General features: G+C 65.4%; 25 protein-coding genes and 1 tRNA gene. 17 read left to right on the top strand and 9 right to left on the bottom strand.

Annotated elements, in window-relative coordinates; translation table 11 throughout:
- Positions 1–1,857 (bottom strand): amidohydrolase family protein (locus KF785_15775; protein ID MBX3148222.1); only part of this gene is annotated, 1,857 nt, incomplete at its 3' end.
- Positions 1,858–2,113: 256 nt separating this feature from the next.
- On the opposite strand from KF785_15775, the gene dnaK reads away from it, so the two are divergent.
- The gene (dnaK, locus tag KF785_15770; protein MBX3148221.1) at positions 2,114–4,030 is read left to right on the top strand and encodes a molecular chaperone DnaK; all 1,917 of its coding nucleotides are present in this window, start codon (positions 2,114–2,116) and stop codon (positions 4,028–4,030) included.
- Positions 4,031–4,247: 217 nt separating this feature from the next.
- Entirely contained in the window at positions 4,248–4,769 is a 522-nt protein-coding gene (bstA, locus tag KF785_15765; protein MBX3148220.1) for a bacillithiol transferase BstA, read from the top strand.
- Positions 4,770–4,786: 17 nt separating this feature from the next.
- Here the strand turns inward: bstA and KF785_15760 are convergent, their stop codons facing one another.
- The 3 genes from KF785_15760 to KF785_15750 form a co-directional block, all read right to left on the bottom strand.
- Positions 4,787–5,323, bottom strand: coding sequence for an SRPBCC family protein (locus KF785_15760; protein ID MBX3148219.1), 537 nt, complete (start codon positions 5,321–5,323; stop codon positions 4,787–4,789).
- 106 nt (positions 5,324–5,429) lie between these two features.
- Positions 5,430–6,473, bottom strand: a complete 1,044-nt coding sequence (locus tag KF785_15755) for a CehA/McbA family metallohydrolase (protein MBX3148218.1) — start codon at positions 6,471–6,473, stop codon at positions 5,430–5,432.
- Entirely contained in the window at positions 6,474–6,857 is a 384-nt protein-coding gene (locus KF785_15750; protein MBX3148217.1) for a cupin domain-containing protein, read from the bottom strand.
- Between the two features lie 435 nt (positions 6,858–7,292).
- On the opposite strand from KF785_15750, the gene KF785_15745 reads away from it, so the two are divergent.
- From KF785_15745 to KF785_15715, 7 genes are read left to right on the top strand one after another with little or no spacing between them, the layout of a single operon-like run.
- The gene (locus tag KF785_15745; GenBank protein ID MBX3148216.1) at positions 7,293–7,580 is read left to right on the top strand and encodes a hypothetical protein; all 288 of its coding nucleotides are present in this window, start codon (positions 7,293–7,295) and stop codon (positions 7,578–7,580) included.
- Positions 7,570–8,775 carry a 2-isopropylmalate synthase gene (locus KF785_15740; GenBank protein MBX3148215.1) on the top strand — a complete coding sequence of 402 codons (1,206 nt, stop codon included), beginning with the start codon at positions 7,570–7,572 and terminating at the stop codon, positions 8,773–8,775. Before KF785_15745 ends, KF785_15740 begins: the two co-directional genes overlap by 11 nt.
- Complete coding sequence (leuC, locus tag KF785_15735) at positions 8,765–10,219, top strand: 3-isopropylmalate dehydratase large subunit (GenBank protein MBX3148214.1); 1,455 nt, start codon at positions 8,765–8,767, stop codon at positions 10,217–10,219. Before KF785_15740 ends, leuC begins: the two co-directional genes overlap by 11 nt.
- Complete coding sequence (gene leuD, locus KF785_15730; protein MBX3148213.1) at positions 10,216–10,803, top strand: 3-isopropylmalate dehydratase small subunit; 588 nt, start codon at positions 10,216–10,218, stop codon at positions 10,801–10,803. The genes leuC and leuD overlap by 4 nt, the downstream gene beginning before the upstream one ends.
- A complete protein-coding gene (leuB, locus tag KF785_15725; GenBank protein ID MBX3148212.1) occupies positions 10,800–11,906 on the top strand; it encodes a 3-isopropylmalate dehydrogenase in 1,107 nt (368 codons plus the stop codon). The genes leuD and leuB overlap by 4 nt, the downstream gene beginning before the upstream one ends.
- An 11-nt stretch (positions 11,907–11,917) precedes the next feature.
- A complete protein-coding gene (locus KF785_15720; GenBank protein ID MBX3148211.1) occupies positions 11,918–12,457 on the top strand; it encodes a sigma-70 family RNA polymerase sigma factor in 540 nt (179 codons plus the stop codon).
- Positions 12,458–12,507: 50 nt separating this feature from the next.
- Complete coding sequence (locus KF785_15715) at positions 12,508–13,818, top strand: MHS family MFS transporter (GenBank protein ID MBX3148210.1); 1,311 nt, start codon at positions 12,508–12,510, stop codon at positions 13,816–13,818.
- Between the two features lie 36 nt (positions 13,819–13,854).
- Here the strand turns inward: KF785_15715 and ilvC are convergent, their stop codons facing one another.
- The 4 genes from ilvC to ilvD are packed head-to-tail and all read right to left on the bottom strand — an operon-like array spanning position 13,855 to position 18,581.
- On the bottom strand, positions 13,855–14,904 hold the full coding sequence (gene ilvC, locus KF785_15710; protein ID MBX3148209.1) for a ketol-acid reductoisomerase: 1,050 nt from the start codon (positions 14,902–14,904) through the stop codon (positions 13,855–13,857).
- Complete coding sequence (locus KF785_15705) at positions 14,888–15,151, bottom strand: hypothetical protein (GenBank protein MBX3148208.1); 264 nt, start codon at positions 15,149–15,151, stop codon at positions 14,888–14,890. The genes ilvC and KF785_15705 overlap by 17 nt, the downstream gene beginning before the upstream one ends.
- Complete coding sequence (gene ilvB, locus KF785_15700) at positions 15,148–16,872, bottom strand: biosynthetic-type acetolactate synthase large subunit (GenBank protein MBX3148207.1); 1,725 nt, start codon at positions 16,870–16,872, stop codon at positions 15,148–15,150. Before ilvB ends, KF785_15705 begins: the two co-directional genes overlap by 4 nt.
- Positions 16,854–18,581 (bottom strand): dihydroxy-acid dehydratase, encoded by a 1,728-nt coding sequence (gene ilvD, locus KF785_15695; GenBank protein ID MBX3148206.1) that lies wholly within the window; start codon positions 18,579–18,581, stop codon positions 16,854–16,856. The genes ilvB and ilvD overlap by 19 nt, the downstream gene beginning before the upstream one ends.
- Before the next feature lie 434 nt (positions 18,582–19,015).
- Here ilvD and KF785_15690 point away from each other — a divergent pair, with 434 nt between their 5' ends.
- The gene (locus KF785_15690) at positions 19,016–20,623 is read left to right on the top strand and encodes a trypsin-like peptidase domain-containing protein (GenBank protein ID MBX3148205.1); all 1,608 of its coding nucleotides are present in this window, start codon (positions 19,016–19,018) and stop codon (positions 20,621–20,623) included.
- 72 nt (positions 20,624–20,695) lie between these two features.
- Here KF785_15690 and KF785_15685 read toward each other — a convergent pair whose 3' ends face one another.
- Positions 20,696–21,052, bottom strand: a complete 357-nt coding sequence (locus tag KF785_15685; protein ID MBX3148204.1) for a hypothetical protein — start codon at positions 21,050–21,052, stop codon at positions 20,696–20,698.
- Between the two features lie 137 nt (positions 21,053–21,189).
- Here KF785_15685 and KF785_15680 point away from each other — a divergent pair, with 137 nt between their 5' ends.
- From KF785_15680 to clpX, 7 genes are all read left to right on the top strand, one after another.
- Entirely contained in the window at positions 21,190–21,564 is a 375-nt protein-coding gene (locus KF785_15680; protein ID MBX3148203.1) for an Hpt domain-containing protein, read from the top strand.
- A gap of 95 nt (positions 21,565–21,659) precedes the next feature.
- Positions 21,660–21,741: transfer RNA gene (locus KF785_15675), tRNA-Leu, on the top strand.
- A gap of 72 nt (positions 21,742–21,813) precedes the next feature.
- Positions 21,814–22,098, top strand: a complete 285-nt coding sequence (locus KF785_15670) for a hypothetical protein (protein ID MBX3148202.1) — start codon at positions 21,814–21,816, stop codon at positions 22,096–22,098.
- A gap of 81 nt (positions 22,099–22,179) precedes the next feature.
- On the top strand, positions 22,180–23,427 hold the full coding sequence (gene tig / locus KF785_15665) for a trigger factor (protein ID MBX3148201.1): 1,248 nt from the start codon (positions 22,180–22,182) through the stop codon (positions 23,425–23,427).
- Positions 23,428–23,441: 14 nt separating this feature from the next.
- Entirely contained in the window at positions 23,442–24,047 is a 606-nt protein-coding gene (locus KF785_15660) for an ATP-dependent Clp protease proteolytic subunit (GenBank protein ID MBX3148200.1), read from the top strand.
- Between the two features lie 121 nt (positions 24,048–24,168).
- Complete coding sequence (locus tag KF785_15655) at positions 24,169–25,089, top strand: LysR family transcriptional regulator (GenBank protein MBX3148199.1); 921 nt, start codon at positions 24,169–24,171, stop codon at positions 25,087–25,089.
- Positions 25,090–25,276: 187 nt separating this feature from the next.
- On the top strand, positions 25,277–26,530 hold the full coding sequence (gene clpX, locus KF785_15650) for an ATP-dependent Clp protease ATP-binding subunit ClpX (GenBank protein ID MBX3148198.1): 1,254 nt from the start codon (positions 25,277–25,279) through the stop codon (positions 26,528–26,530).
- Positions 26,531–26,546 lie beyond the last annotated feature (16 nt).

Below are 26,546 nucleotides of genomic sequence, written 5' to 3'. Positions count from 1 at the left end.
GGTCGATCTGCCATCGGCAAACGGATCTGCCCCGTCCACCACGAGCGTAAAGGCTCGTTCGGCCGTTTCTCCCTGCTTGCGCACCACCCCGGTAATCGAGGCCCAACCGTTGATCGTCTGCAGCGCACCAAGCAGCGACGCCTGGTACGGCGCCCCATCGGGCATCGTGACCCGGAAGGTCCCGGTGGCGCGTTGACTGCCGCGCGCTTGGCGGAGCGCAATGGCCACCCGCCCGGACCCGGATCCGTCGAGGTCGGTCAAGGTTCCGGTCGCCTCCACCCGCATGGCCAGGTCGAGGTCCAGCGGGCGGCTGGGCATCGCACCGGTCCGCCGCAGGATTCGGCCTCCCTTATCCCCCGTGGCTTTCCCGTCACGAAGCGCGACAACCCCGTTCACCAGCACATGGCGGATTCCATCGGACAACAAGGTGGGCTGCTCGAAGGTGGCATGGTCGATGACCGTGGCGGAATCGAACACCACGATGTCCGCCGCCATGCCGGGAGCGATCAGACCCCGGTCGACGAGGCCCATCAGTGCAGCGGGAAAACCGCTCATCTTGCGAATGGCATCTTCCCACGTCATGACGCGCTGCTCACGGACATAGCGACCCAACACCCGAGGATAGGTGCCGTAGCCGCGCGGGTGCCCCCGGTCGCTCGTGCTGGCTCCGCAATCGCAGGCCACGGCCATCGAGTGATACTGCAGCAGCTTGACCAGATCCGATTCGACCCCGAAGCCCAGAATGGCCCAGGGCATTTCGGTCTCCAGGATCGTCACGACCGCTTCGCCGGGTGTCGCAATACCGCGCTCCTGCATGATATCGGACAGCTTGCGGGTGCCCAGCACCAAAATCGTCTCCGGGCCATTGAACCGCGCTTTGATCGCCTCGTTCGACTCGGCGATGATCCTGGCGCGCAGCGCGGGGTCCCGGAATCGGGCCCGCATCGAATCGGTACCGCCATCGGCCGCCCATCCCGGAATGATCAGCGCACCGAGCCCGGTCTGGCCCGACAGGTACGGATAGACATCGGCCGCGATCCAGCGCCCTTCGGCCGATGATCGATTCATCATGCCGAGCACGATGTCACCGCTGCCCTGCTCATGACCCTGCACCTTCATGTGGGTGAAGGTCGGTACGATGCCGGCCCGGAAGCCGATGTCCCGGGTCTCCTCGACGCCGGCACGCGCGCTGAAACCCGTCTCCGGAATGACCCGGTCATGGTTCGGGAAGAAGGTGCGCCACTGCCGCGCCGGCTCCAGCACGGCCACCACTTCATCGGTGGTGGCATAGTAAGCCGGCTTGTAGTCGAGGCCGGACGAGACCCCGAATGCGCCTCGGGCCAGATTCGCAGCCACGAGACCACGCATTGCCTCGATTTCCGCACTGCCGGGCCGCCGGTCCGACAGACCGACCACCTCGCGCCAGATCGAATTGAAGCCGATGCTGGCCGCGACGTTGACCGCAAGCCCGTTCGGTTCGATCGCCGCGAACTGAACGTCCAGATTGGTCGGCCCTCCACCGTCGGCATTGATCAGCTCGGTCGTGACCCCCTGAGTCAGCATGTTGACGGCCGTCGGGAGGGCCGATGGCTGCGCATGGCTGTGAACGTTGACGAATCCCGGAGCCACCACCAGGCCACGCACATCCAGTTCGGTCACACCGCGAGCCGAGCCGATCCGCCCGACCCGGACGATCCGGCCCCCCTGCACCGCCACATCTCCGGTGAAACGGGACGCCCCGGTCCCATCGATGATCAGACCCCCGCGAAGGATGACGTCGTACTGCGGCTGCTGTTCAGCGGGCATGACCAGCAACAGCGCCGCCGCGGCCGTGAGACCAGAGCGTACCAGTGTCATTGCGATTCTCTCAGACGATGAGCAGGAACATTCGGCGCGAAACGCAGCCGGAAACCTTGAGAATAATGCCACAGGCCCGGTCGTGAACCCCTTCGTCTCCTGTCATTTATTTGGACCGTACCGCAGGCTGACTTCCCCTGACGCTCAAACCTGCCATTTTGGCGCATTTGGCAGGTACGATGATTGCCCATGAGCGTAGTCGGACCGGTTGAGCCGGAGTCCGATGACTCCTTTGACCCTTTGAAAGAGAACGAGAATGGCCTCAAAAATCATTGGCATCGACCTCGGCACGACCAACTCAGTCGTCTCCGTCCTGGAAGGCGGCGATCCGGTCGTCATCCCCAACGCCGAGGGTGGGCGTACCACACCGTCAGTCGTTGCCTTCACGAAGGACGGGGAACGGCTGGTCGGCCAGGTGGCAAAGCGGCAGGCCGTCACCAACCCCAAGCAGACCATCTTCTCGATCAAGCGGTTCATGGGTCGCCGGATTGCGGAGGTCGAGGCGGAATCGAAGCGAGTTCCCTACAAGATCAGCCCGGGGGCCAACGGATTGGCTGCCGTCGAGATCGCGGGCAAGACCTACACCCCGCCCGAAATCTCGGCCATGATCCTTCAGAAGATGAAGCAGACGGCCGAGGATTATCTGGGTCACTCGGTCGACAAGGCCGTGATTACGGTGCCGGCCTACTTCAACGACGCGCAGCGGCAGGCGACGAAAGACGCCGGCAAGATCGCGGGCCTCGAAGTGCTCCGCATCATCAACGAGCCGACGGCGGCGGCCCTCGCGTATGGTACCGAGAAGAAGAAAGACGAGAAGGTTGCCGTCTTTGACCTGGGCGGCGGCACCTACGACATCTCCATCCTCGAGTTGGCCGACGGCGTCTTCGAAGTCAAAAGCACCAACGGCGACACCCACCTTGGCGGCGACGACTTCGACCAGGTGCTGATCGATTGGCTCGTCACCGAGTTCAAGAAGGATCAGGGCATCGACCTCTCCAAGGACGCCATGGCGCTCCAGCGGCTCAAAGAAGCGGCGGAGAAGGCCAAGATGGAGTTGTCGAGCACCCAGCAGACCGACATCAACCTGCCCTTCATCACGGCAGATCAGTCGGGCCCCAAACATCTCAACATGAGCCTGACCCGGGCCAAGTTCGAGCAGTTGGTGGACAGCTTGATTCAGCGGACCATTCCGCCGATGCAGCAGGCCCTCAAAGATGCCGGACTCGACCCAAAGGACATCGACGAGGTGCTCCTCGTCGGCGGCTCGACTCGGATTCCCAAGATCCAGCAGATCGTCAAAGACTTCTTCGGCAAGGAGCCCAACCGCTCCGTCAACCCCGACGAGGTCGTCGGTATCGGTGCGGCAATCCAGGGTGGCGTGCTGGGCGGAGAGGTCAAGGACGTTCTGCTCCTCGACGTGACCCCGCTCTCGCTGGGCATCGAAACGCTGGGCGGCGTCACCACGGTTCTGATTCCGCGCAACACCACGATTCCGACCAAGAAGTCGGAGGTGTTCTCGACGGCCGAAGATACCCAGACGACAGTCGAGATCCACGTGCTGCAGGGCGAGCGGCAGATGGCGAGCGACAACCGCACCATCGGCAAGTTCCAGCTGACGGGTATTCCGCCGGCACCGCGCGGCATGCCGCAGATCGAAGTCACCTTCGACATCGACGCCAACGGCATTCTCAACGTCTCGGCCAAGGACAAGACGACCGGCAAAGAGCAGAAGATCCGGATCGAGGCGTCGAGTGGCCTGAGCGACGCCGAAATCGACAAGATGGTCAAGATGGCGGAGGCCAACGCTGCCGCCGACAAGGAGCGGCGCGAAGCCATCGAATCCCGGAACCAGCTCGACGGCCTGGTCTACAAAGTCGAGAAGGATTCGAAGGAATGGGTCGATCGCCTGAGCCCCGAGGTCAAGAGTTCGCTCGACCAGAGCCTCGAGGCCGGCAAGGCCGCGCTCAAGACCGGCGACGCCGCTGGCATCAAGACGGCGCTGGACGCACTCAACAGCGCCTACGCTGCGGCAGGTGCATCGCTCTATCAGAGCGCCAGTCAGACCACCGAGACGGCCGGCGATCAGGCGCAGCAGCCGGGTGCGGCACCCGGCCAGGAAGACGTGGTCGAGGCGGACTACGAGATCGTGGACGACAATACCAAGAAGGAGTAACCGCTCCTTTCGCAGGTAGCGACAGGCCTTTCGCCCGACGGCGGAAGGCCTGTTCGGTTTCCATGGGTTCGCCAACCATCAGGCGAGTCCCTAGATTCTCCGTTCGGGCTGGCAGCCGCCGTCCCGTCCGACGTTGCTCGTGCGGTGATTCACCCGATCAGTACCAGGCTCGTGATGATGACGCCGCTGATTGCCGCGGCTGAAAGGCAGGAAACCCTTGAACGACCCGCGCTATCCCATCGGCCGCTTCGACTACCCTGGCCAAGCCTCCAGCCAGGAGCGCGCCGCCTGGATCGACGAAGTGGCTGCGCTTCCGGCTGCCATGCGCCAAGCGGTCGAGCGCCTCGACGACGGACAACTCGACACACCCTATCGACCCGGGGGCTGGACTCTGCGCCAGGTCGTCCACCACGTCCCCGACAGTCACGTCAACAGTTATGTCCGGTTCAAACTGGCGCTGACGGAGAACGAACCGATCATCAAGCCCTATGATGAGGCCAGCTGGGCAGAACTGCCCGATGCCTGGGAGCCGATTGCCGGGAGCCTCGCGCTGCTGGAAGCGATCCACGCCCGCTGGACCGCGCTGCTGCGGTCGATGTCAGAGGCGGATTGGCACCGGCGATTCATTCACCCGGATTCAGGCCCCACGGACCTGACCCGTGCGCTTGGTTCGTATGCCTGGCACGGGCGACACCACCTCGCGCACATCACCAGGACGGTGACGCGACACGGCTGGTAGACACGCCCCTGCGTCTGCTATCCCTCGGCGGACTCGGGCGGGAACAACTCACGCATCACCACGGCGCGATAGTCGAATATCGCGCGCAGCTGTCGGGCGACCGCAAGCGCGTGAACCATCCGACCGAGCGGCCCGAATGGCAGCCGGTAATCGACGATGTCTTCCACATGGACGCCGCCAGGCACCGAGCGGAACAGATGCCGGTGGTACCACCGGCGGTACGGCCCGACGAGTTGCTCGTCGGCAAAGAGCTGATTCTCCTCGAACTCTGTGATGCGGGATTCCCATCGGAGCGGCACACCATGCAGGCGGAGACGGTACCGGATCCTCGTGTCGCGCTGCACTGTTGGCGTCGAACTGTCGAGCACGCGAAAGGCAAGCCAGGGAGGCGTCAGCCGCTCGAGATTGGCGGGATCCTTGAAGAACGCAAAGACGTCGGCGAGCGTGCCGCCCACAACCTGGGCCCGGCGCAACTGGTAGCCCAACGGATCACGACCGTCCGTTGCTGACCCGAGACTCGGAACATCGACCCTGTCCGGAGGAGGAGAGCTCATGGCCGGAAGATGGCTTCACCTTCCCGCTCCGCCAAGCGGACCTTCCGGTGTGCAGGCCCCGCCTCTCAGAGGGCGCGACCCGGAGCAGCCCCAAGCCTCGTGACCCTCAGTGCCGGAGCCGAACCGGCTGCGTCCAGGCGCGGCGGCCGCTCGAATCGGTCACCCGCGCGCGAACGTATCCCTCACCGCCGCCGATCCGATACGCCGCGGTCAAACCGTCGACCGCAGCAAGGAGCCGGCCTTCGGAGCCGATGAACTCGGTCCGGTAACGGCGATCGGCCGCCTGCAGCACCTCGATGCGAATCTCGTCTCCCGCAACCTGATAGTCGCGCAGCGTCACGCCCGTCGAGCTGTAGAAGTCACCGCGACGCAAGGCACGCAGAATGGCCGGTACCGTCAAGGTGTCGGCGCGGACCATGACCCACCCGCGCCCCGGGCGCGCCAGGTCGGCATTTTCGGCATGTTCCGGCCGGAAGCTGTGACTGTCGTCGTCGGCCACGCCCCAGATCCGCATGCCGCGCGTCAGCAGCGAGTCCCAGAGTGCCTCCACCGACGGCATCGCCCGCCCCGACCCATCACTCCCGCCCAGGTTATGGACCAGGGGATGGCCGTTCCAGATCTCCAGCAAGGTCGAGTCGGGCAGGCCAAGCATCTCGCCGAGGGGAACGGACCATCGAAAGTTCGGATGGTTGATCTGGGCCACGCCGCCCGCCTCCTGTATCGCGTGCAGGTGGTGTCGGTAGGTGGCCGCAACCGTGCTGCCAACGGCAATGTTTCGCTCACCCAGGGGGCGGATGACGTGCGTCGTCCCCAACGCATTGACGTGCGCCTGGCGCCACTTGTCCGGATGGGTCGAGTCGGCCACCCGCTGGGTTATTTCCTGCCCCGAGATGACAAGAAAGCGTTCGGCTGCACCGAAGAGCGCCTCGAGCGGCGCCACGTCGGTGATGAACTCGTGGTCGGTTATGAAGGTGAAGTGGTAGCCGTGTTCCCGGTACCAGCGCACCACCGCATCCGGTGGACTGTCGCCATCGGTGTTGAGGGTATGCGCGTGGGTGTTGCCACGGTACCAGCGCCCCGAGGCTGTGGTCTGAGCCGCGAGGGGAGGTACCATCAGCGTCAGAGCGAGGAGCCAGAACATCCTGGCCATTCAGCGCTTCCCAGACTCGGCGTGGAAGTAGCTGTCGGTGTGGTTGAGCCAGTCCTGCCGAGGCGGCGAGAAGATGTCCATGTCGAGGGTGTCTTCCAGCGCCTCGGCGCGATGCCAGACCATCGACGGGATGTGGAGGACCTCTCCGGCGCCGACGACGACCGTTTCGGCGCCGTCCTCGCCCAGGAAGAAGCGCAGGGCTCCGCTCACGATGTAGGTGAACTGCTCGTTCTCGTGCTGATGCTTGGGCACGACGCTGCCCTGCTTGAGGAATACTTGCGCCAGCATGATCCGATCACCGGTAATCAGCTTGCGGTCGATCTGATCGGTCACCTTCTCGAGGGGAATATCCGACCAGCGGGACAGGGTGCATCCGGCAGACATAGCGGGTCCTTGGTTTGGGAGCGTCGCCCCGGAGCCACAATCGGCCACGCGGCACAGTAGAAGATCTCCCCGCTCTCCGTGTGACGACAGCCCCACTGCCGGGCTCCGTCGGGGCCCCAACCGACCCCAGCGCGACCGCCCGAGACCGCCGGCAGGGAGCGAGTGGGGGTAGCCGGCCGGTTCGATCGTCTAGTATACTGATATGGTGAACACGCTTACTCGCTCCCCCCGACTTATTAGCGTCGTCGGACTGGCCGCAGGGCTTCTCCTTGCGGTCATTCTTCTCGTCGTTATCGGGACGGGCCGGGTTTAGCGCACCATCAAACCCCTGCCCCTCCGAGATGATCCGGACAGGGGCAACGCAACACGACGCGAGGCTCCTTCCGATGGAAGGGGCCTTTTTTCATTGCTCGCGTCGTGAGGCTGAAAAGGGTCATGCGCTACACCGTCAATCTGCTCGTGGAAGAGTTGCCCGCCGCCCTCCGGCGGACCGCCGATTTCCTTGGCGAGAGCCCGCTTCGACTCGAGCACCTGACCCTCACGCCGGGCCGCCCCGCCCGCCTGACGGCGACCTTCGCGCCTAACGCCGCGACCGCGGCCGTCGATCGGTTTGCCGAGGCTGTCCGCGGACGCCTGGAGCGGGACGGTGCGATGCGCTCGGACCCGGGGTCAGCTCCGTACCATTGGCAGGCCGACGGCGCGGGAGACGATCATGTCGACTGAGCCTCCGGTCCCGGTCGTCCAGATCTTCGATACCACGCTGCGCGATGGCGAACAGGCACCGGGTTGCACCCTGCAGCCCGAGTCCAAGATCGCTGTTGCGCGCCAACTGGCTCGCTTGGGTGTGGACATCGTCGAAGCCGGCTTCCCGGCCGCCTCCGAGGCGGAGTGGCAGGCCATCAGGACGATCGCGAGTTCTTTCGGGTCCGAGGGGCCGACCGTGTGCGGTATGGCCCGCGCCATGGAATCCGATGTCGACCGCGCAGCCTCGGCCCTGCATCCCGCGGCTCGGCCGAGAATCCACACCTTCCTGGCAACCTCCGACATCCATCTCGAGCACAAGCTCCGCATAACCCGATCCGCCGCACTCGAACGAGTCGCCTCGATTGTGCGCTACGCCCGCAATCAGGTGCCGGAGGTCCAGTTCTCACCCGAGGATGCCACCCGATCCGACCGGGAGTTCATGTTCGCCGTGCTCGACTGTGCGGTCACCGCAGGAGCAACGATCCTCAACATCCCTGACACCGTCGGGTACGCGACACCAGACGAGTACGGCAACCTGATCGGTGCCGTGGTGGCGCGCTACGCCTCGGCGGGCATCACGGTCTCAGTGCATTGTCACGATGACTTGGGGCTCGCGGTGGCCAACACCATCGCCGGCATCCGAGCCGGGGCACGACAAGCCGAGTGTACCATCAACGGCATCGGAGAGCGGGCCGGCAATGCCGCGCTCGAGGAGGTCGTCATGGCCCTGCGAACGCGGCAGGATCGTCTCCGCCTCGACACCAGAATCGAGGCGCGCGAACTGGTCCGGGCCTCACGACTGGTCGAACGACGCACCCGGATTCAGGTGCCGCCCAACAAGGCAGTCGTCGGGCGGAACGCTTTTGCGCACCAGTCAGGGATTCACCAGGCCGGCGTGCTCCGCCACCGGGCAACCTATGAAATCATGACACGCGAAAGCGTTGGGTTCGACCGTGAGTCGATCGTACTTGGTAAGCACTCGGGCCGCCACGCCCTCAGGGCGAGGCTCGAACGCCTGGGAATCGTCCTCGACGAACAGACGCTCGACGGGGTCTTTCCCCGCTTCAAGGCGGTCGCCGACACCAAGCGCACCGTCTCGGACCGCGACCTGCGCGACCTGCTTGCTGCCGCCAGCATCGAGCCTGCCGGGGAGGTGGCCACCCATGGGCGCTAAGCCGTCTTCGAAGAGGCCCCGTACCCTGGTCGAGAAGATCTGGGACGAGCATGTCGTCAGCCCGGAGCAGAGCGACACGCCGGCCGTGCTGTATGCGGATCTGCACTTGATCCACGAAGTCACCTCGCCCCAGGCGTTTGCCGCGCTGGCCGCCCGCGGCTTGCACGTCCGACGCCCCGACCGCACCATCGCCACCGCGGACCACTCGATCCCGACCCTGCCCGGAACCCACGAGGGCAGGCTCCCGATTACCGACGCCGCTGCCCGCGCACAGCTCGACCGCCTCAGCGCCAACTGCCGCGAGTATGGCATCCGGCTCTACGGACAGGGCCACGACTATCAGGGCATCGTTCACGTCATTGGCCCCGAGCTTGGCCTGACGCAGCCGGGCATGACCATCGTCTGCGGCGACAGTCACACCAGTACGCACGGCGCCCTTGGTGCGCTCGCGTTCGGCATCGGCACCTCTGAAGTGTCACACGTGCTGGCCACCCAGTGCCTGCTCCAGCGCAAGCCGCGTTTCATGGAGGTCCGTATCGACGGCACCCTCCCGAACGGGGTGTCCGCGAAAGACGTGATCCTTGCCGTGATTGCCCAGGTCGGCGTCGCCGGTGGCGCCGGCCACGTCTTCGAGTACCGGGGTCGGGCCGTCGAGGCCCTGACGATCGACCAGCGGCTGACGCTCTGTAACATGTCGATCGAAGCCGGCGCCCGTGCGGGGCTCGTCGCCCCGGATGATGTCACCTTCGAGTACCTGAGCGGACGACCGGAAGCGCCCCAAGGCGCCGCCTGGGAAGCCGCGCTGACGCGGTGGCGCGATCTGCCCAGCGACGAGGGTGCGCGCTGGGACCGGTCGGTGACGCTCGAGGCGAGCCGTCTTGCCCCCATGATCACATACGGCACGACGCCGGCCATGGCCATGCCGATCGACCGGCCGATTCCCGAGCCCGCGCAACTGCCGAATCAGGCCGACCGGCAGGCAGTGTCCCAGGCGCTCCGCTACATGGCTCTCGAGCCAGGCCGACCGCTGATCGGCCATCCGGTCGATGTCGTTTTCGTCGGCAGCTGCACCAACTCGCGTCTCGACGACCTGCGCGATGCCGCCCGCCTGGTGCGCGGGCGCTCGGTTGCCGACGGCGTTCGGATGCTGGTCGTACCAGGTTCGCAGGAAGTAAAACGTGCCGCAGAGGCCGAAGGGCTCCATCACACCTTCCTCGGCGCCGGCGCCGAGTGGCGGGAGCCCGGCTGCTCGATGTGCATCGCCATGAACGGCGACATGCTGGAGCCCGGGCAGTACGCCGTCAGCACCAGCAACCGAAACTTCGAGGGCCGTCAGGGCCGTGGCAGCCGGACCTTCCTCGCCAGCCCTGCCACCGCAGCGGCCGCCGCCGTCACCGGGCGGGTGACCGATCCGCGCACCCTCATCGACGGGAGGCCCGCATGACCCACTGGGCTGCCCCGTGGACCGGCCAGGCCACTCTGCTGGCCGCGGATGATGTCGACACGGACCAGATCATTCCCGCGCGCTACCTTAAGGCGACCACACGCGAAGGACTCGGCGCGCACCTGTTTGCCGACTGGCGGAACCAGGCTGACGGGACTCCGAAACCCGACTTTCCCCTGAATGACCCTGGTGCGGCGGGCCGACCAATCCTGGTGGCGGGACGCAACTTCGGCTGCGGCTCGTCACGTGAGCATGCAGCCTGGGCGCTCGTCGATTTCGGCATCCGCGCCATCGTCGCCCCGTCGTTCGGCGACATCTTCCGCTCGAACGCTCTCAAGAACGGCCTCCTCCCGATTGCGGTGGACAGCGACAGCTGGACCGCCCTGGTCCGGACGCTCGAACAGGTACCGGAAATCGGTCTGACTGTCGACCTGCCAGCTCGGCAGCTTCGGATCGGCACCTGGTCGACCTCATTTCCGATCGATCCCTTCGCCCGATTCTGCCTGATCGAAGGCGTCGACGAACTTGGCTACCTGCTGCAGCAGGCAGGCGCCATCCAGGCATTCGAGGAACAGCACGGATGAACGCGAACATCGTAACCCTTCCCGGCGACGGCATCGGTCCCGAAGTGACGGCTCAGGCCGTTCGAATCCTGACCGCCGTCGCGGACCTGTTCGGCCACCGCTTCCAGTTCGAGAGCGCACCAATCGGTGGGGCAGCCATCGATGCAACGGGATCCGCCCTCCCCGACTCGACGCTCCACGCCTGCCGGTCAGCCAGCGCCGTCCTGCTCGGCGCAGTTGGCGGACCTCAATGGGATGGGGCTGAGGCGACCGTCCGGCCGGAGCAGGGCTTGCTGGCACTCAGAAAGGGGCTGGGCGTCTACGCAAACCTGCGGCCGGTGCGTGTCCCGGACTGCCTGGCCGATCGATCGACCCTGCGGCCTGAGGTGGTCCGCGGCGTCGACCTCGTCGTTGTGCGCGAACTGACCGGTGGGATGTACTTCGGCGACAAGTCGCGCGGCCCCGGCGAGGGTGGCGAAGAGGCCATCGACGTCTGCCGCTACTCCACAGCCGAGATCGAGCGGGTGGCCCGCCGGGCCGGTCAGCTTGCCCGAGGTCGCCGCGGACGGCTCGCGTCGGTGGACAAGGCCAACGTGCTCGAAACCTCCAGGCTGTGGCGAGAAACTGTGACCCGCGTCATGGCCGAGGAGTTTGCGGACCTGACGGTCGAGCATGTGCTTGTCGATGCCTGCGCCATGCACCTGATTCGCAATCCGGGGGCGTTCGACGTCATCCTCACCGAGAACCTGTTCGGCGACATCCTGACCGACGAGGCCGCCATGCTGGCCGGATCGATCGGGCTGCTGCCGTCCGCGTCGCTCGGTGCGCCGGGAACGCCTGGGCTATTCGAGCCCATCCACGGCTCCGCTCCCACGATTGCCGGCCGTGATCTCGCCAACCCGTACGGCGCCATTCTGTCCGCCGCCATGCTGCTCCGACAGGGGCTGTCGCTGGGTACGGAGGCAGACGCGGTCGAGCAGGTCGTCGAACAGGCCTGGAGCGCAGGGCTCCTGCCTGCCGACCTGGCGGACGCATCGACCACACCGTACGGAACCGAGGCCATCGGCGCAGCGGTTGCGGCGCTTCTGACTGACGCCGCCATGCCCGCAACAGCAACCAGGTGAGTGAGGACAGCTTGTTACAGCGTTTACAGGACTCTGACCGGACCGCCTTCGACGAGATCGTGCGAAGCCACGACACCCGCCTGCGCGCGGTGGCCCACCGTGTGGTCGGGTGCCCCGATACGGCGGCCGAGGTGGTCCAGGACGTGTTCTTTCGACTTTGGCGCGATCGCGAAACCATCGAGATTCGCGACCATCTGGGCGGCTATCTGGCCAGAGCCGTCCGCAATCGTGCCCTCGACCGCCAAAAGCGGCTGCGGCTCGAGTATCGCTGGCTCGAACGAGAGGTCATGGAAAGGGAACGCGCCGAGGTCGAACGGATCGCTGGAAGCGTGAGCGATTCCCCCAATCCGGATCGTGGTACCCAGCTGATGCAGGCTCTCGATCAGCTGCCGGAGCGGCGTCGGGAGATCATGCTGCTCCGCTGGCGCGACGGACTCAGCTACGCGGAGATCGCCTCGCGTCTGGACCTGAGCGCCAAAACGGTCGAGAACCAGATCAGCCGCGGGCTCAAGACGCTGCGTGCAATGCTAGGCCCCCTCCGCTCCGATTGACGAAGGCGGCCGGCGGGTGATCTTAGTGGGTCTCCCCGACCCGGGATCCCATGCTATCCGACTCCACGGCGGCAGCCGATCGCGCCCGTCAGGCGCGACACGTCGTCGCAGCAAGTTTTATCGGCACCACCTTCGAGTGGTACGACTTCTTCATCTATGCATCGGCGGCAGCGCTTGCGTTCGGCCCGCTCTTCTTCCCGAACGTTTCCGAGTTCGCCGGCACCCTGGCATCGTTCTCGACCTTCGCGGTCGGCTTCCTGGCCCGACCACTCGGCGGCATCATCATCGGGCACTATGGCGACCGGATCGGGCGCAAGCAGATGCTGGTCGTGTGCCTGGTCACCATGGGTGTCGCCACAGTCCTGATCGGCCTGCTTCCGACCTACGCTCAGATCGGTATCTGGGCGCCCATCCTCCTCGTCCTGCTCCGCGTCATGCAAGGCATCGGCGTAGGCGGCGAGTGGGGTGGCGCGGTCCTGATGGTGGTCGAGTACGCCCCGCCCCATCGGCGCGGGTTCTATGGCGGCTTCGTGCAGATCGGCGTTCCGGCGGGTCTGATCCTTGCCAACCTCGCGTTTCTCGCCGCCGTGGCATGGGTGCCCGAAGCAGAGTTTCTTCGCTGGGGTTGGCGCATCCCGTTCCTGCTCAGCGCGCTGCTCGTGATCATCGGGCTGGTGATTCGATTCCGCCTCGAGGAGACACCAGTGTTCCTCGAGGCGCGCGCCAAAGCCCCGCCGCGCGAGCGACTCCCCCTGGTCGAGACGATCCGAAGTCACTGGCGTCAGGTGGTGACAGGCGGACTGGTGCTCTCCAGCAACACCATGATGGGGTATGTCCTGATCGCCTATGTGTTGTCGTACGGCGTCAGCAAGCTGGGCATGCCGCGCAGCACTATGATTACTCTGGTGCTGATTGCCGCCAGCGTCTGGTTCGCAACCTGCCTGCTGTTTGCGGCATGGTCTGACCGCTGGGGACGCCGCCGTGTCTGCATCTGGGGTCTGGTGGGCGGCCTGCTATGGGCGTTTCCGTTGTTCTGGCTGCTCGATACCCGCGAACCGGTCCTGATGGGCCTGGGACTCGCAGTGCTGGCGGTACCTGTCGCGGCCTCATACGCACCGATCGCCGCTCTGCTGTCCGAGCTGTTCCCCACCAGGATTCGATACACCGGCACCTCCCTGGCATATCAGTTCGGCTCCCTGGTGGGTGGCGCCTTCGTTCCGATGATCTCGGTGGCGCTGTTCGAGCTTACCGGTACCTCCCTCGCAATCTCGGCCTATATGGCCGTCGCCATCGGCGTCGGACTGGCCGCAACTCGATTCATCCCGGAGACAACGACCGTCCGACTCGACAAGGCCGACTGAGCCTGATTCCCTGCCGCGAGTCCGCCGCCGGCGGCGTCAGGCCACCGCGCCAGCTGACTGGGCGGTCGGATTCGCGGCCAGGAAACGCATCATCTGACGCAGCCGCGCACCGACAGCTTCGATCTGATGGTCACCCTGACGCCGCCGTTCCGCCAGCAACCGAGCCCGGCCTGACCGGTGCTCGGCCAGCCACTCGCGGCTGAACTGCCCGCTCTGCACTTCGGCCAGAATCGCACGCATCGTTTCGCGAGTGCGCTCGTCGACGATCCGCGGGCCTGCCACGTAGTCGCCATACTCCGCCGTATCCGAGACGGAGTACCGCATCAGGCCCAGGCCGCCCCGGTACATCAGGTCGACGATGAGCTTGAGCTCGTGGAGGCACTCGAAGTACGCGACCTCCGGCTGGTAACCAGCCTCCACCAGCGTGTCGAAGCCGGCCTGGACCAGCGCCGTGACGCCGCCGCACAGCACCGCCTGCTCACCAAACAGATCCGTCTCCGCTTCCTCGGCAAAGGTTGTCAGTAGCACGCCCGCTCGGGTGCACCCGATGGCCTTGGCATAGGCCAGCGCGTCGTCGAGCGCGCGACCCGAGGCATCGGCCTCCACCGCCACCAGCGCCGGAACGCCCTCGTCGCTGACGAACAGCTCGCGGAGCCGATGCCCGGGACACTTCGGGGCGACCAGGCTGACATCGACGCCCTCCGGAATCTGGATCTCGCCGAACCGAATGCTGAAGCCGTGCGCAAACATCAGCGTCTGTCCGGGGCGAAGGTGGGGCTCGATTTCCCGTTCATAGAGCGCCCGCTGATCAGGATCAGGCACGAGTACCATGATGATCGACGCGGATCGCGTCGCGTCGGCGGTGGTAGCCACCTCGAGCCCGGCGGACCGGGCCAGGTCCCAGCGTGGCGATCCCGGCCGCAATCCGACGACGACCTCGACACCACTGTCGGCCAGATTCTGGGCATGGGCATGGCCCTGGCTTCCAAAGCCGATCACGGCGACCCGCCGACCACGCAGGCGAGCCAGATCGGCATCACGATCATAGAACAGGGTTGGCGCCGATACTTCACGCGGCTTCGTCATGGATGGTCTCCTCGATATCCGTTTGAGAATGGACGTCGATCAGCCGAGCCAGCTGGCGCCGGACCTGATCGTGATTGGCACTGGTAATCGTGAGCATGAGACGACTGCGCTCGAGCCGCTCAGCCGGGTGAACAGCCAGCGCATCGACGGCAACCCGACGGCGCCGCAACAGACCGATGACGCGCTCGAGCCCGAGCAGCCCGCCACCTACGCTGACCAAGTAGGTCCGTTTGGACAGGGATCTCATTGCACCGCCTCCGTCGCGGTCGCGATCATGGCATCGATGGCCGCCCCGGGAGGAACCATCGGGAAGACGTTGGCTTCGCGCTCGACCCGGAAGTCGATCAGTACCGCGTCAGGCGCGCGGCTGACGCGGTCGAGCACTGCCGCCAGATCATCGGTGTGCTCGACAGCAACGGCCTGGAGTCCGTAGGAACGGGCCAGGGCGGGAAAATCAGGACCGGAGAGGGGCGTGCCGGAGTAGCGGCGGTCGTGGAAGAGCTGCTGCCACTGCCGCACCATGCCCAGGTACCCGTTGTTGATGACGGCGATACGAAGATTGCGAACACCCTCTTGTACCACTGTCGCCAGCTCCTGATTCGTCATCTGGAATCCACCATCACCGACGATGGCCCAGACCGTGGCCTCCGGCCGAGCAATGGCAGCGCCGAGGGCAGCCGGTACCGCGAATCCCATAGTACCCGCACCACCGCTGGTCACATGCGCACCCGGCGCATCCCACGAGAGCCACTGCGCCGCCCACATTTGGTGCTGACCAACATCAGAAACCACCAGCACGGGGCCGTTGCCGCGCCATGCCCTCTCCAGCGCCCGGTAGACGTCGCGAGGCGGCAGGGTGCCGCACCCCCCCAGACCGTCATCCGATTGCCGCCCGCGCCTGGCAGCCGTCTCCTCGATCTCCCGCAGCCAGTCAGCGCCCTGCCGGATCGGCGCCTGCCTCATCATCACCTCGAGGACGGCGCGTGCATCACCAATCAGCTCGACAGCAGCCGGAATCGTCTTGCTGAGCTGCGATGGCTCGATGTCGAGATGCACGACCGTGGCCCGCGGCGCAAACCGGGCAGCGGGTCCGGTAACCCGATCATCGAAGCGCGCACCGACGGAAAAGAGAACGTCGCAGGCCTGTAGCGCGCGGTTGACCGCCACGGAACCGTGCATGCCCGCCAAGCCGATCGAGAGACGATGCCCTTGCGGAATTGCGCCGAGCCCAAGCAGGGTCGTGGCAACTGGCAGGTCCATCCGCTCCGCCAGCATCCGGAGCTGGTCCGCAGCCCCTGACTGAATCACCCCATGACCGGCAAGGATCAGCGGCCGCCTGGCCTCGACCAGAAGAGCCAGTGCGGCGTCGAGCTGCCGGGCGAGCGGCAGCGGCGCCCGAACCTGCTCGGCCGCGGCCATATGCGTGACCCGTCGGGAAGGCGTCGGGAGCGCGCGGCCCTGTTGCGCATCTTTGGTAATGTCGAGCAGCACCGGCCCCGGTCGCCCCTCTGTGGCAATCCGGATCGCCTCCGCCACGGCCTCCTCGATGTCGTCGGCCGAGCATACCAGCCGACTGTGCTTGACGATGGGAAGCGTGATGCCGATGATGTCAATTTCCTGAAACGCATCCGTACCAAGCAGGTGGCTGGCGACCTGGCCGGTAATCGCCAGGAGCGGCGTTCCGTCCATCCAGGCGTCGGCAATCGGGGTCACCAGATTAGTAGCGCCCGGCCCGCTGGTCGCTACGCAGACGCCGATCCGGCCGCTGGCTCGGGCGTATCCCTGCGCCGCGTGCCCAGCCCCCTGCTCGTGCCGACAGAGGACGTGGCGAACCCCGGTTTCAGGCGCACCGAGGGCGTGGTAGAACGGCATGATCGCGCCCCCGGGAATTCCGAAGACGGTCTCGACCCCGTGCGCACGGAGCGCCCGACACAGCAGCTCAGCGCCGGTTACCGTGTCGCCAGGCACGCATCCTCCAGGCGCAGGGGTATGGCCTCAAGCCCCAGTACGGCGCCGTCGCTCGCGCTGCCGACCAGGGCCGCATAGCGCGCCAGCCAGCCGCGCTGCGGCATGGCCCGGTTCGAGCGGGCCAGCGTCCGCGCCGCCAGCCGATCCTCACCGCCGTCGACATCGAGTCGGCCCGCGGCGAGATCGATCCGGATGGGATCGCCGTCGACGAGACGACCGATCGGCCCGCCTGCCGCAGCTTCAGGACTGACGTGGCCGACACAGAGGCCCCGAGTGCCACCCGAGAAGCGGCCATCGGTAATCAGCGCCACCGACGACGACAACGGTGACCCCTTGAGGAAGCTCGTCAGTGCGAGCATCTCCCGCATTCCGGGGCCGCCCCGGGGGCCTTCGAAACGCACCACCACAACGTCACCAGGCTGAATCACCCCGGTGCGCGCCCCATCGAGCGCCTCTTCTTCGCTTTCGAAGACGCGGGCCGGCCCGGTAAAGCCTCGGCATCCCGGCTCCAGCGCACCGGTCTTGATGACCGCCCCATCCGGCGCGAGATCCCCGAAGAGGACCTCCAGGCCCCCCGTGGGCGAGTGGGCGTCGTCGATCGAGCGAACCGCCCCACCCTCGGCGCGGGCGCCGGATCGGAATCGGCCTCGCAGCGGGCCGCCCTCGACCGTCACGGCGGCTGGATCGACCAGATCAGGCGAACGGGACAGCTCAGCAAGCACGGCCCCAACCCCGCCGGCCAGATGAAGGTCCTCGATGTGCCACTGCCGATTGCCATCCCAGGCGGGCGCCAGCTTGGCAAGATGGGGCGTCCGCCGTGCGACCGCGTCGAAGCGAGCAATCGAGTACGGCACTTCCGCCTCTCGCGCCAGCGCCAGCAGATGCAGTACGGTGTTCGACGAACCGCCAAGGGCGGAATCGAGCGCCACGGCGTTGTCGAGCGACACCGCCGTTACCACGTCCCGAAAGCGCCGTCCTTCACGCACGGCCGCCAGCAGCGCCTCCGCCGAGGCCGTGAGCAGGGCTCGTCGCTCGTCGGAGATCGCGAGCGCGGTGCCGCTCCCTGACAAGCCCAGGCCCAGCGCCTCGACGATGCAGTTCATCGAGTTGGCAGTGAACATGCCGCTGCAACTGCCGCAGGTAGGGCAGGCGGAGCGTTCGAGGTCCAGCAAGTCCGCATCATCGATCCGCCCGGCGGCATGCGCACCAACGCCTTCGAAGACCGAAACGAGATCGATGGCCTGACCGGTTCGGCTTCGGCCCGCCTTCATGGGGCCACCCGAGACGAATACGGTCGGCAGGTCGACCCGGGCCGCGCCCATCAGCATCCCGGGTACGATCTTGTCGCAGTTGGGCAGACAGATCAGGCCGTCGAAGCAATGCGCAGCCACCATGGTCTCGACCGCGTCGGCAATCAGTTCGCGCGACGGCAGCGAGTAGCGCATGCCCTCGTGTCCCATCACGATCCCGTCGTCGACCCCGATGGTATTGAACTCGAACGGAATCCCGCCGGCAGCGCGAATCGCGTCTTTGACCAGCCGGCCGAACTCCTGGAGGTGGGTGTGCCCCGGGACGATCTCGACATAGGAGTTACAGACCGCGATGAAGGGGCGGTCGAAATCCGCCTCGCTCCGGATCGCGCCAGTGGCGCGCAGCAGACTGCGGTGCGGCGCCCGGGATGCGCCTCGCTTGATACGGTCGGACAACATGAAAGAACCTCGGAGAGCAGCTGCTCCCGGAAACGCGAACGGCCCCTCCGGATCATCGAGAGGGGCCGCTTCGGCTGCTCACCCCTCCCGAGAACCGGGGAGGGGACTGGCTCGCTACGTTAGCACAAGCTCGCGTCCGCTCCCCATTGGCCAAGGCCAACGACGAGTCCGACGACGAGAATGATGACGGCACCAAGCCGGGTGCGAAGGGCGTTCATATCCACTAGACGACTGGAGCGAAGCTCCCCCCCATCGAAGGGCCCCGAACAGCCCGCCGACGCCGAATCACCGCTGCCCAGGCTGCGACCTCTGTCCCTAGTGGCGCATCCATTGCTTGATATACTTAGGGGGTCGGGGGTTCTCCAGAGTGACGCGCCGCAGCCCCGATCGGCCCAGCAACTCGGTCGGCGCACTATCAGGGACGTGGAACGCCTATGTCCGTACGCTCGTTGAACTGGCTCAAATTCGGTGGCTTGGTGGCCTTTGCGTTTGTGATTGGCCTGCTGTTCGCCAGCCTCCTCGATGTTCCATCCACCAGCCTCGCCCAGGAACGAAAATCAGTCACGGGCGCAGTGATTCCGGCGTTGAACCCGCAAACCGAAGAGCGGGCCACCGCCCCCACCGGGTCGGCGGCCGCTTCGCTGATCAGTCTCTCGGATGCCTTTGCCGATGTCGCCGAGACCGTCCGGCCGAGTGTGGTGTACATCCGCTCCCGACGGACCGAACGGGTCGTCGATCAGCGGCGGGTACCCCAGGGCTTCGAGGAGTTCTTCGGACCCAGGAACCGCGGTCGCAACGAGCCTCAGGTCGAGACCGGCTCAGGGTCCGGATTCGTGGTTTCGAAAGACGGCTACATCCTGACCAACAACCACGTCGTCGACGGCGCCGATCAGGTCATGGTGCGGATGCTCGACCGTCGCGAGTACCCCGCAAAGGTCATCGGGACCGACCCAACCACCGACGTTGCCGTCATCAAGATTGAAGCGGCCCGCGGCACCACGCTTCGACCGGTTCAACTCGGCTCGAGCACTCGGTCCCGGGTCGGCGAATGGGTGCTGGCTGTCGGTAACCCGCTGTCGGAGAACCTGAGCTTCACCGTCACCTCCGGCATCATCAGCGCCAAGGGCCGCGGTCAGCTGCCCCTCCCGGGGTTTTCGGAGCGGTCGATCCAGGACTTCATCCAGACCGATGCGGCAATCAACCGCGGCAACAGCGGCGGTCCGCTGCTTAACGTCCGAGGCGAGGTGATCGGAATCAACTCCGCGATCTTCAGTCCGACGGGCGTCAGCGCAGGCTATGCCTTTGCCATTCCGATCGACCTGGCCCGGCAGGTGATGGACCAGCTGATCTCCAAGGGCAAAGTGGAGCGCGCGGCCCTCGGCGTTCAGGTCACCGACGCCTCGCCCGAGGATGCCGAATGGGCCGGTCTCGACGGCGTCTACGGCGCCAAGATCAACGATTTCCCGGCCAACTCGCCCGCGAGGAACGCAGGATTGCAGCAGGGCGACATCGTGATCGGCGTCGACGGGCAGCGGGTCGAGTACGTTGCCCAGCTGCAGCAGCTCGTGGGCTTCCGGCGGGCGGGCGAATCCGTCAAGGTCGAAGTGGCACGCAAAGGTGGCACCCGACGTACCTTTGACGTCCGCCTCATCGGACAAGACGCGACGTCTCCCGAAACCCAGGTGGCGGGCGGCGCGGCCGCACCAGGCACCGATGCATCTTCCGCGCTGCGCGAGCGGCTCGGCATCAACGGTTCGGCTCTCTCCAGCGAGATGGCTCAGCAGCTGCGGCTTCCCGCTACGGCCAAGGGCGTTGTCGTCGAGTCGGTCGATCCGTACGGTCCTGCGGATGGCCTGCTGATCAGCGGCGGGCTGATCAACATCATCACGGCGGTGGAAGACAAACCCGTCGGCAACGAAGCGGAACTGAGCGCGGTGCTCCGTTCCTACCCGCCAGGAACCGTGGTGTCGCTCAACGTGCTGCAGTACGCCAGAGGCGACGAACGACCCACCACGCGGATCGTTCGGGTCCGGCTGAAATAGGCCGCCCAAAGGGCAGCAAAAGAGGGCAGCTCGGCGACGCCGGGCTGCCCTCTCGCCTTTCGCGACCCTTAGTTATTTCGGCTTGGCAACCGGAATTCCGTTGGCCGAGGCGACGGAATCCCAGAAGTTCCAGCCCCAGCCAACCAAAGTGCCGTTGATGACCACCAGCGGCGACATCCGGCGATCCTCGAGATCCTCCGGATTGGTCTTGCCAAGCCGGGGGTAAAACATCGTCTCGATGTACTGCCCCTGATAGAGATAAGGGTCGGTGCGCTTCGGGGCGACCCCGCCCATGACAGCCGAGGCGCTGTCCTTGGAAATACCGACAGTCAGGGAATTCAGGCGGCGGTCCCCCCGCTCGCACCCCACTATCAGCACTACCGCCGCCACGACCAGCGCTCGAACGGAACCCCGGGCTGTGATGCGCATCACCATTTCCAACGTTGGAAGTCGAAGTCGAACAACCACTTACAGGGCGATGAATCTAACACAGCCCTCAAGCTTTTCTAGTCCGAGCCGATCCTTGAGGAGACTGCGCGTTTCCCTCACCCCGGCGCGAGATGGGTATGGCTCTGCAGATTCACGGCACATGCACGACGATCGACTTGAACGTTCTCGACGGCTATCGGGCCCTCCAGGGCGAGAACGAGCCGGACATCGTCACTGAGCTGATCGACATGTTTCTTGCCGACCTACCGTCGCGGATCGCCATGCTGCGCCAGACGGTCGAGGCAGGCGACGTCGCCGCAACCCGACGCGCGGCCCATGCGCTCAAGGGCGCTGCCGCTACACTGGGGGCGACGGCCCTGGCCGGGATGTGCGACTACATCGAGTCCACAGCGAGGGCGGGGTCAGTCGCACCCGCCTCCGAACTCCTCGACGAAGTCGATGCCGAGGGCGCACGCTGCCGCATCGCTCTGCTGAAACATCGGCGCCCCTGACGGCAGTCCAGCCCTCGAGGTGGATTGAGGTTGCAGGGCGAAACAACCTCTCGCGGACGCATCCCAAAGCTTGTACTGTTTACATAGCACATCTCGCGAACGTGGCGAAACTGGCAGACGCGCAGGACTTAGGATCCTGTCCCATACGGGGTGCGGGTTCAACTCCCGCCGTTCGCATCCGCCGGCCCTACTCGCCGCGCAACGAAATACAACTCGGCGGAGCACCATCCCCTCGCTTGGAGGTGGCCCTTGGAAGCGTTTGCTGACGGCATCGGGGCATTCGGAAGCACGGTCTTTCGGCTCGCGGCTCTTGCGTTCCTGCTGCTCAACGGCGCCGCGATCGCAGCCGTGCTCCTGACCCGCAACCGGGAGCTGGTCAATCGCTGGACCGGACGGATTCTCGCCGCCAATCTGCTGCTCCTGGGGGTCGGGCTCGGTACGCCGGCGGTGACGTTCACCCTCAAGCTGGTCGTCGAAGCGGTCAGCAGCACCCAGCCCAACCCCGCGATGACCAGGCAGGCCGTCGACCCCTGAGCCGCCCCTCCCGGCACGCCGCCAGGAGCCTGCACGAGGTGGCCCCCCGGCCCGGGCCCCGTACCATTATGTTTCCGGGCTATGTCCGACATCACGATCGTCAAGACGGCCGAAGACGCGGCCTCCAAAGCATTTCAAGTCACGGTACCGGTCGAGCGGGTCAAAGCCGCCGAAGACCGGGCTGTCGCTCAGTACAGCCGGCAGGTCCGGCTTCCCGGCTTCCGCCAGGGCAAGGCTCCGGTTGCCGTCGTCCGGAAGCGGTTCGGCGACGCCATCAAGCAGTACGTCGTCGAGGAGGTGCTCCGCGAGAGCTGGGAGCAGGCCCGAACCGCGGAAGACCTCAAGCCGATTGCCGATCCGAGCGTTCGCAACCTGAAGTTCGAAGACGGCCAGGCGGTCGAATTCGAGTTGCAGGTCGAGGTCCGGCCCGAGATCAAGGTCGATCAGGTGAGCGGCCTCTCGGTCCAACGCACCGTGCCGCCGGTCACCGACGAGATGGTCACCGAGCAGCTCGATCAGCTGCGCGAAAGCAAAGCGGCCTGGCTGCCGGTCGACGATGCTGCCCCAGTCGAGGGCAACATGGTTCGGGTCGAAGTTGCCGCCATCGAGGATGGCGAGCGGAAGCCCGCACAGCCCTACACCATCGTCATCGGCCAAGGCCAGGCGCTGCCCGCCCTCGAGGAGCAGATTCTCAAGCTCAAGCCGGGCGAGTCGGCCGAGACCGAGATCCGCTTCCCCGACGACCATCCGGATGAATCCCGCCGCGGCCAGGCGCGCAGCGTGCATATCACAGTGCACGAGGTCAAGCGCCAGGAACTCCCGCAACTCGACGACGCGTTTGCCAAATCGGTCGGCGACTTCGACGATGTCGCGGCCCTGACCGCGGGCGTGCGGGCCGACCTCGAACGCTCCGCCGAGCGCGAAGCCGACCAGGGCGTCCGCGAAGCGCTGATCGAGCAGGTCATCAGCCGTAACAACATCGAAGCGCCGCGTTCGATGGTTGAACGCACCCTGCACGCCTACCTGCACGCGTACAACATTCCGCACGAGCAGCAGGACCGCTTTTACGGCGAGTTCCGCCCGGTGGCTGAACGTCAGGTCCGGCGTGAACTGGCTCTGGGCGCCATCGCAGAGGCCAACAATCTGTTCGCCAACGAAACCGAGATGGACGAGCGGATCAAGGCGCTGGCCGACGCGCGGGGTGTCTCGTTCGGCGAAGTCTACGGACAGCTCGAGAAGGCCAAGCGTCTGGGCGAGCTCGAGCGCAGCATCACGGAAGACAAAGTCTTTGCCTTTCTGATCGGCCAATCCACCATCGACAAGGGTTGAGCATGAGCACGACCATGCTGTATCCCCCGTACATCATCGAGCGGTCACCGCGCGGCGAGCGGAGCTACGACATTTTCTCGCGCCTGCTGATGGACCGGATCGTCTTTCTCGGCGCGCCAATCAATGATGACGTGGCCAACATCATCATTGCGCAGCTGCTCTTTCTCGACGCAGACAATCCCGAGAAAGACATCTACATGTACATCAACTCGCCGGGCGGCCACGTCCACAGCGGCATCGCGATCTACGACACGATGCAGCACCTGCGGGCGCCGGTCAACACGATCTGCATGGGTATGGCAGCCTCGATGGGCGCCTTCCTCCTCGCAACGGGCACCAAGGGCAAGCGCGCTGCCCTGCCCCACGCCCGGATCATGATCCACCAGCCGTCAGGTGGCTCGCAGGGTACCGCCGCCGACATCGAGATTGCCGCCCGCGAGATTCTGCATACGCGGCACACGATGAACCGGCTGTTCGCGAAGCATACCGGTCAGCCAATCGAGGCCATCGAACGGGACTCGGACCGGGACCGCTACATGTCGGCCGAGGAAGCCAAGGCGTACGGCATTATCGATCAGATTTTCGAACCCCGCGCCGGCTCGACCCCGGACGCCAAATAAGCCTATCTCCGGGGGTCGGATCAGAGAGAGGCGGAGCCCGGTGGTTCCGCCTCTTTTCTATGCGCGTAGCCAAGCCACCTTCCATCACAATTGACTATCGCCAGGCTACATTACATAGACCATGTCGATCAATCTCCGTGATCTCGCCCTCCGGGACCTGTACGCCATTACCCTCCTGGCGCGACACCGGCACTTCGGACGAGCGGCCAGGGAGGCGGGGATAACTCAGCCCTCGCTGTCTGCCCTGGTCCGACGGGTCGAGTCTGCCCTGGGCAAGACGCTTTTTCACCGGACCTCCCGGCGCTGCGATATCAGCGAAGCCGGCGTGGTCGTGGTCGAGACGTTCGACCGGATGCTCAAAGATCTCGACGGCCTGACTATCCCCGCTGGCGCCACCGTGATCGAGGGCCCGCTACGACTCGGCTTCATTCCGACTCTCGGCCCATACCTGATCCCGCACCTGCTCGGCCCGGTCAGGAAGGCATTCCCCGAGGCCAGGCCGTTCTTCCACGAAGAGCAAACGGCCGCCCTGGTTACCATGGTGCGTGAGGGGAAACTGGACTGCGCCATCCTGTCCTTCCCAATCGAGTCGGATGGACTGGTCGAGCTCCCGCTCTTCGAAGAGGAACTGGTGCTGGCCGTCCCGGATGGGCATCCCCTGGCCGGGCGGGAGGCGCTGGCCCTGACCGACGTTGCCCGCACCGAGCTGATTCTGATGGAGAACGGCCACTGCCTGCGCGACCAAACCATCGCCCTCTGCGGGCGAGGCGAGCTCGACGTGGTTCCCTTCCACGCCACCGGCCTCGAGACCCTGAGAGGCATGGTAGGGGCGGGCGTGGGGTGCGCCGTGTTCCCGGCGCTGGCAGCGCTCGCCGACACCGGACCCAGCCCGATACGCTACCTCCGGTTCCGACCGCCCGAGCCGGGGCGGACCGTCGGGATTCTGGCACGGCGCGACCCCGAACGCCTCCGGGTGGCTCGGGCCTTCCAGGCCATGATGTCATCTGTGCCCCTGACGACGTGGTACCGGCAACCAATCTGAGGAGCCCAAGGTCCAGACCGTACCTTGTTGGTATTCAATCAGTTACCGAAACAGCCCGCCGACGCAACTCGAAACAAAACCTTGACTCTCGACCGCGGTCCGGCGCACTTTTAGCAACATCGCAGGACGACCGGGGCGTGCCAGGTCGGCCCCGCTCGCGAAACCATCACCGTCACCGACTTTGGGTATGTCCAACGACAAGCATCTGCGGTGCTCGTTCTGCGGCAAGTCGAAGGATTCGGTCCGAAAGTTCATTTCGGGCCCGTCGGTGTACATCTGCAATGAGTGCATTACCCTCTGCAACGAGATTCTGGCAGAGGACGAAGAGCGGGAAGTCGTCGATAACATCACGCACGTCCCGACTCCGAGCGAGATCAAAACGGTTCTCGACCAGTACGTCATCGGTCAGGAACGTGCCAAGCGGGCCCTCTCCGTTGCCGTCTACAATCACTACAAGCGAATCAACGCCTCGGCGGGCCGGGACAACCAGGTCGAGCTCGACAAGTCGAACATCCTGCTGCTTGGACCAACCGGCGTCGGCAAGACATTGCTGGCGCAGACGCTCGCGCGCATCCTCGACGTTCCCTTCACCATTGCCGATGCAACGACCCTGACCGAAGCAGGCTACGTCGGGGAGGACGTCGAAAACATTCTGGTCCGACTGCTCCAGGCCGGCGAGTTCAACGTGGCCGAGTGCGAGCGCGGCATCGTCTATATCGACGAGATCGACAAGATTGCCCGCAAGTCGGAGAATCCGAGCATCACCCGCGATGTCTCGGGCGAAGGGGTCCAGCAGGCCCTGCTCAAGATCCTCGAAGGCACCGTCGCCTCGGTACCTCCGCAGGGAGGCCGCAAGCATCCGCAGCAGGAGTATATCCAGATCAACACCAAGGATATTCTCTTCATCTGCGGCGGCGCGTTCGACGGACTCGACAAGATTCTCCAAAGCCGCCTGGGCAAACAGCAAATCGGCTTCGGCACCGTGGAAACCGACGACGGGCACCCGCAGGCGATCGACAAGCAGAATCCCTTCGCGCTGGCCGAGCCGGATGACCTGCTCCGCTTTGGCCTGATTCCGGAACTGGTCGGGCGCCTGCCCGTCATCGTCTCGCTCGAATCGCTCAACGAAGAAGCGCTGGTGCGCATCCTGCTCGAACCCAAGAACTCGATCACCAAGCAGTATCAGAAACTCTTCGACCTCGAAAACGTCGGCCTGACGTTCGATCACGAGGCGCTTCGTGCCGTGGCCCGAAAGGCGCTCAAACGTGGCACCGGCGCTCGCGGGCTCCGAGCCATCCTCGAAACGGTGATGACCGATACCATGTACGAACTCCCCAACCGGGACGACGTGCGCGAGGTGGTCATTACGCCCGAGTGTATCAACGAGCAGAAGCAACCTCTCATCATTACGGAGCAGCGGCGCCAGGTCAAAGAGGCGTGAGCGCGGCAACCCCTCC

Source organism: Gemmatimonadales bacterium, assembly GCA_019637315.1.
GTDB lineage: Bacteria > Gemmatimonadota > Gemmatimonadetes > Gemmatimonadales > GWC2-71-9 > SHZU01.
The sequence above is the reverse complement of the archived record's forward strand: the minus strand, read 5'-3'. Positions and strand labels throughout refer to the sequence as shown.